This window comes from Halobacterium sp. CBA1126, assembly GCF_009741975.1.
GTDB lineage: Archaea > Halobacteriota > Halobacteria > Halobacteriales > Halobacteriaceae > Halobacterium.
The window spans coordinates 1-5,937 of the sequence record NZ_WPCF01000132.1; the positions used below are offsets into that span (position 1 = coordinate 1).

Sequence of the window (5,937 nt, forward strand, 5' to 3'; positions counted from 1 at the left end):
CGGCGGCGCGGTCGGCGGCGGGGTTCGAGAGCGCGCGGGTCACGGCCGCCGGTAGGCCGCCGCCGGGCAAAAGCGCCCGGGTGTCACTGGCGCCGGAGGCAGACGAAGTACGCGGGCGTGGCGCCCCAGCGCCGCTGGACGGTGGTCTCCTCGGAGAGGACGACCGCCCAGTCGCCGGTAGCGGTGAACCGCTCGCGGAGCTCCGCGGGCGTGATGCCGTAGACGTCCCGGGGGTCGCGGCGGGCGTCCCCGAGGACGCAGTAGACGCCGCCGGGCGCGAGCACGTCCGCGAGGCCGGCGACGAACTGGTCGCGCTCGCGGTCGCCGAGCACGTGGAACATCGCGGAGTCCAGCACCGTGCGGAAGGAGAAGCCGGCGGCCGCGATCGCGGGCAGGTCGAGGGCGTCCCAGACGAGGAACGACGCGGGGACGCGGCGGTAGCGGGCCTTCTGGCGGGCCTGCTGGACGGCGACCGGGGAGAGGTCGACGCCGAGCACGTCGAAGCCGCGGGCGGCGAGGAACAGCGCGAGTTCGCCGGTCCCGCAGCCGACGTCGAGGACAGGGCCGTCGAGGACGCCGGCTTCGACGAGGCGGACGAACGGCCGCTGTGGGTGGCCGACGTCCCAGTTCGGGACGCCCGCGTACGCCGCGTCGTAGACGCTCGCGAGCGGCTGCTCGGGCCGGCACCGCGTCGCCGGCGCCGGCCGTGAGTCGGTGGGCACACCGGAAGTTCGGCCGACGCCGCCGTAACGCTTCCCCCGCAGGCTTTTCCCGGGCGGCCCCGACCGGGGCGTATGGTCGAACACGTCGCCGTCGAGCAGTGCGCGGGCGACCCCGCGGCTGCGCGGCGGATGGAGTTCGTCGAGCGGAAGGGGGTCGGCCACCCGGACTCGCTGTGCGACGGCGTCGCGGAGGCGGTCTCCCGGCGGCTCTCCCGGTACTACCGCCGGGAGTTCGGGCGCGTCTGCCACCACAACACGGACAAGGTCCACCTCGGCGCGGGCCGCGCGGAACCGGCGTTCGGCGGCGGCGAGGTCGTCGACCCGCTGTACGTGCTCGTCGGCGGGCGCGCCACGACCGACGTGGACGGCGAGTCCGTGCCCGTCGACCGGCTGGCCACCGAGGCCGCCCGCGAGTACCTCCTCGACACCGTCCCCGAATTAGACACCGCCGACGTGGCGGTGGAGACGCGCATCGGTCGGACGTCGGGGGACCTGCGCTCGCTGTTCGAGCGCGGCGGCGAGCCGCTCGCGAACGACACGAGCTTCGGCGTGGGGCACGCGCCCGGCACCCGGACCGAGCGGTACGTGCGGACGCTGGAGCCGCGGCTCCACACCGAACTGGACGCCGTGGGGAAGGACGTGAAACTGATGGCGGTCCGGCGCGGCGACCGCGTCCACCTGACGGTCGCGGCCGCGGTCGTGGACCGCTACGTCGACGGGCTCGCGGCGTACCGCGAGGTGCTCGCTCGGGTGGCGGAACTGGCCGAGGACCACGCCACGGACGCCCTCGACGTCCCGGTGTCCGTGGACGTGAACGCCGCGGACGACGAGGAGTCGGTGTACCTCACGACGACCGGACTCTCCGCGGAGGCCGGCGACGACGGCGCGGTCGGCCGCGGGAACCGCGCGAACGGCCTCATCACGCCCCACCGCGCGATGAGCCTGGAGGCGACCGCGGGGAAGAACCCCGTGACCCACGTCGGGAAACTGTACAATCTGCTGGCGCTACGGGTCTCGCGGCGGCTCGCCGACGACCTCGGCGCCGAGCACGCGGGCGTCCAGTTGCTCTCCCAGATCGGGGCGCCGGTCTCGGAGCCGCAGGCCGCGGACGTGGTGACGACCGTCGGCGACGCCGCCGCCGTCGAAGCCGTCCTCGAAGAAGAACTGGCGGCCGTCGGCGACCTCACCGAGGACCTGATTGCGGGCCGCGTGGACACGTTCTGAGCTACCGGAGGTCCGGCGACGGCGGGCGCTCGCGCTTGTGCGTCGAGGCCTCGTAGCGCTCCGCGAACGACGCGACGGTCTCGCGGTCCTCGCCGGTCGCTTCGACCGTCTCGTCGACTGTGCGGTCCTCGTCGACGTATGCGTGCAGAATCGGGTCGATGGTCTCGTAGGGCGCGCCGAGTTCGCCGGGGTCGGTCTGGCCCTCCCAGAGCTCCGCGGTCGGCGTCTTCTCGACGACGTGCTCGCTGACGCCGACCTCGCGGGCGAGCGCGTAGGCCTCGGTCTTGTAGACGTCCGCGAGCGGCGCGACGTCGGCGGCGCCGTCGCCGTACTTCGTGAAGTAGCCGAGCAGGAGCTCCGAGCGGTTGTTCGGACCGACGACGAGCCGCCCCTCGTCGTTGGCGGCCTGGTACAGCATCACCATCCGGACGCGGGCCTGCACGTTTCCGACGGCGGTCTTCGAGAGGTCCTCGCGGGCGGCCGTGACGTCGTCGACGATGGGTTGGACGTCGGTCTCGCGGTAGTCGACGCCGAGGCGCTCGCAGACGTCCCGGGCGTCCGCGACGTTCTCGGGGTCGCTCGGGCCCGCGGGCAGCAGTAGGGCGGTCACGTGCTCGGGGCCGACGGCGTCGGCGAGCAGGTGTGCGGCGAGCACGGAGTCGAGGCCGCCGCTGACGCCGACGACGTAGCCGTCGGCGGGCGCGGCGTCGAGGTAGCTCGCGAGGAACGACCGGATCTCGTCGGCGGCGGTCGCGGGGTCGAGCGCGAAGTCGGGCACGGGCTGACGCGCGGCCGCCACCGGCAAAAAGCACGTGGCTACTCGGGGTCCTCGCCGGCCGCGGCGACGACGGGCGCGTACGCCGCGACGCGCTCGGCACAGCAGTCGGGCACGAGGTCGCGCCACGGCTCGCCCGCGCGGATGCGCCGCCGGATTTCGGTGCCGGAGTAGCGGTCGGGGTCGTGCAGGCGCTGGGCTTCGACGCGCGCGTCGGTGTGCTCGCGGACGATGTCTGCGACCGTCTCGTTGCCCGTGACGACGACGTCGGCGTCCGTGCGCGCGACGAGCCGGCGGCCCCAGTCGGGGTAGCCGGCTTCGCCGCGGTCCTCGTCGCGGACGCGCACGAGGTCGAGGGCCGGGAAGCACTCGCGGACGACGCGCTCGCGCTCGGCCGCCGTCAGGGGGTTCCGCGGCGTCCGGGCCTTCTGGGGGCTGCCGAGGGCGACGACGAGGTCGTACTCGCGGCGGAGCCGGCGGACCGTCCGGTAGTGGCCGACGTGGAACGGCTGGAAGCGACCGGGGAACGCGGCGCGCTCGGGCACGCCGGGGAGTTCCGGCGGGCGCGACTTTGGTGCTTGGGCTGTCGGCGTCGGAGACGCGCCGGCCACCGGGGCCGGCGTTCGAGAATCGAAGACTCGCCGTCGGTCGCGGCAGACCACTGCGGGCTGGCCGTCGCGGCGCAACACGCGACGAGGGGACGCCAGCCGCGCACGTGGACGGTGCGGGCCGAGGACGGAGTGCGTTGCGCCGAACACCTTCCCTCGACGTCGCTTTAAGTGCTTCTAGCGACAAGGGATAGATACGGAGGACTTCTCCGGGCGCTACGTCCCGTAGCCGTGGGCTCGCCGTTCCCGAAAGCCCGGAGCCACGGGTGGACTTATGCCCCCGTCGTTCGTGAGCGACCCCATGGAGAGCGACGCACTCGACCAGCGCGAGGACTTCCGGCAGCTCGTCGACCACCTCGACGGGGTCGCCATCTGGGTCGCCTCCTCGCCCGAGCGCTTCGACTACATCAGCGACGGCTTCGAGGACGTCTGGGGGATTCCCGCCGAGGAGGTCGAGGACGACCCCGCTCGGCTGCTGGAGACCATCCACCCCGACGACCGGGAGCGCGTCCGGGAGAACATGGAGCGCGCGAGCCCCGAGGAGTCCTACGTGGGGCGGGTCGTCCGCCCGGACGGGTCGGTGCGGTGGCTGCAGAACCGCCAGATTCTGCTGCCGGACGACGACGGCGGCGTCGAGAAGGTGGTGGGCATCTCGACGGACATCACCGAGCAGAAGCGCCGGGAGGAGGAGCTCGACGCGCTGAACCGCGTCCTCCGCCACGACATCCGGAACGACGTCAACGTCGTCGTGGGGTGGGCGGAGCTGCTCGCCGACCACGTCGACGAGGAGGGGGAGCCGTACCGCCAGCGGATTCTGGACGCCGGCGAGCGCGTCATCGACCTCACGGAGGTCGCCCGCGACTACGCGAAGACGGTGACCAGCGGGGAGGACCTCGACACCCACCCCGTCTCGCTGCGGGACGTCCTCGAGCACGCCGTCGAGATGCGGCGAGAGTCGTACCCGGACGCCGAGTTCGTCGTCGACGGCGAGGTTCCGGACGTGGAAGTGACGGGCAACGAGATGCTGGAGTCCGTCTTCCGGAACCTCCTGAACAACGCCGTCCAGCACAACGACGAGGCCGAACCGGTCGTCGAGGTCAGCTGCGAGGTGTCCGCGGACGCCGTGGCGGTCCGCGTGGCGGACAACGGCCCGGGCATCCCCGACCACCAGAAGGAGGCCATCTTCGAGCAGGGGGAGGCCGGCATCGGGAGCCAGGGGACCGGCGTGGGCCTGTACCTCGTGCGGACGCTGGTCGAGCAGTACGACGGCTCCGTCAGCGTCGCGGACAACGACCCGAAGGGGACGGTGTTCACGGTCACGCTGCCGCTGGCGGCGTGACCGCGCCCGTCCTCGTTTAAGTGCTTCTGGCGACAAGGGGTAGATACGGAGGACTTCTCCGAGCCGTCGACCGCTGAGCCGACGGCTCGTCCGGCGGAGTGCCAGCGGGAACCCCCGCCAGCAGGGGTCTTTTCGGCGTGCGCTCCCTACCGAGTCGCGATGAGCGACGCCGACGAGATCACGGTGTACTCGGACTACGTCTGCCCGTTCTGCTACCTCGGGCGGCACTCGCTGTCCCAGTACCAGGACGAGCGCGACGAGGAACTGGCCGTCGAGTGGCACCCCTTCGACCTGCGCGCGCAGAAGCGCGGGCCGGACGGCGAAATCGACCACGACGCCGACGACGGGAAGGACGAGGAGTACTTCGAGCAGGCCCGCGAGAACGTCGAGCGCCTCCGCGAGGAGTACGGCGCCGACGACATGGAGATGGACTTCTCGCGGGACGTCGACTCGCTGGACGCGCAGGCGGCGTCGCTGTACGTCAGCGACCGCTACCCCGAGCAGTGGCTGGAGTTCGACGTCGCCATCTTCGAGGCGCTCTGGGAGGAGCAACGCGACATCGGCGACGTGGACGTGCTCGCCGACCTCGCCGAGGACGTCGGCCTCGACCCCGAGGAGATTCGGGAGGTCGTGGAGACCGAGCAGTACCACGACGAACTCCGCCAGAAGTTCCGCGAGGCCCAGGAGCACGGCGTCACGGGCGTGCCGACGTTCGCGTACGACGGCTACGGCGCGCGCGGCGCCGTCCCGCCGTCCCAGCTCCGCCGGCTCGTCGAGGGGACGTGAGCGCGAGGCGGGAGCAGTCAGTCGAACGGGCGCGGGTTCTCTTTAAGTGATTCTGGCGACAAGGAGTAGATACGAAGAGCTTCTCAGCGTGCTACGCCTCGTAGCCGCGGCGCCGTCCGCTTCAAGGTCGTCGCGAGCGTCTACCCCGACGTCGGTTTAAGTGCTTCTGGCGACAAGGGATAGATACGAAGGACTTCTCCGGGAGCTACGCTCGACAGCGGCGGCGCTACGGCAGTGTTCAGAATAAGGATTGAAAGGTGAGGTCGGTGTGGTTTTCAGGTGTCCATGACCAGAAAACGACCCGCCTCAGCGGTTTGTTTAGACCAGATCGACTTAGATTTTGTTGAACGAGAAGCGACACCGAAGCTGCTGATGAAGCTCAGTATTCAGCTGCATCTCGCTGGACTCTCACTTTCGAATACTGTCTCGATTCTTTGAGGTATTCGGTGTCGAACGCGCACGCTCCACCGTTCATAACTGGGT

At 71.1% G+C, this 5,937-nt stretch carries 6 protein-coding genes and 1 pseudogene; 4 read left to right on the forward strand and 3 right to left on the reverse strand.

The window, feature by feature from the left end:
• Nucleotides 1-83: 83 nt before the first annotated feature.
• Nucleotides 84-722 (reverse strand): class I SAM-dependent methyltransferase, encoded by a 639-nt coding sequence (locus GJ634_RS13645; protein ID WP_197425531.1) that lies wholly within the window; start codon nucleotides 720-722, stop codon nucleotides 84-86.
• Nucleotides 723-794: 72 nt separating this feature from the next.
• Between GJ634_RS13645 and GJ634_RS13650 the strand changes: the two genes are divergently transcribed.
• Entirely contained in the window at nucleotides 795-1,946 is a 1,152-nt protein-coding gene (locus GJ634_RS13650) for a methionine adenosyltransferase (RefSeq protein ID WP_157503427.1), read from the forward strand.
• Nucleotide 1,947: 1 nt separating this feature from the next.
• Here the strand turns inward: GJ634_RS13650 and GJ634_RS13655 are convergent, their stop codons facing one another.
• Both GJ634_RS13655 and GJ634_RS13660 read right to left on the reverse strand, forming a co-directional pair.
• Nucleotides 1,948-2,724: an NAD+ synthase gene (locus GJ634_RS13655; protein WP_197425532.1), complete on the reverse strand. Its 777-nt coding sequence runs from the start codon at nucleotides 2,722-2,724 to the stop codon at nucleotides 1,948-1,950.
• A gap of 38 nt (nucleotides 2,725-2,762) precedes the next feature.
• A complete protein-coding gene (locus GJ634_RS13660; protein WP_197425533.1) occupies nucleotides 2,763-3,266 on the reverse strand; it encodes an adenylyltransferase/cytidyltransferase family protein in 504 nt (167 codons plus the stop codon).
• 364 nt (nucleotides 3,267-3,630) lie between these two features.
• Here GJ634_RS13660 and GJ634_RS13665 point away from each other — a divergent pair, with 364 nt between their 5' ends.
• The 3 genes and pseudogenes from GJ634_RS13665 to GJ634_RS13675 form a co-directional block, all read left to right on the forward strand.
• Nucleotides 3,631-4,668, forward strand: a complete 1,038-nt coding sequence (locus GJ634_RS13665) for a PAS domain-containing sensor histidine kinase (RefSeq protein ID WP_157503430.1) — start codon at nucleotides 3,631-3,633, stop codon at nucleotides 4,666-4,668.
• Nucleotides 4,669-4,827: 159 nt separating this feature from the next.
• A complete protein-coding gene (locus tag GJ634_RS13670) occupies nucleotides 4,828-5,454 on the forward strand; it encodes a DsbA family protein (RefSeq protein ID WP_157503431.1) in 627 nt (208 codons plus the stop codon).
• A gap of 266 nt (nucleotides 5,455-5,720) precedes the next feature.
• Nucleotides 5,721-5,937, forward strand: a pseudogene (locus tag GJ634_RS13675) (hypothetical protein); the annotation flags it as partial.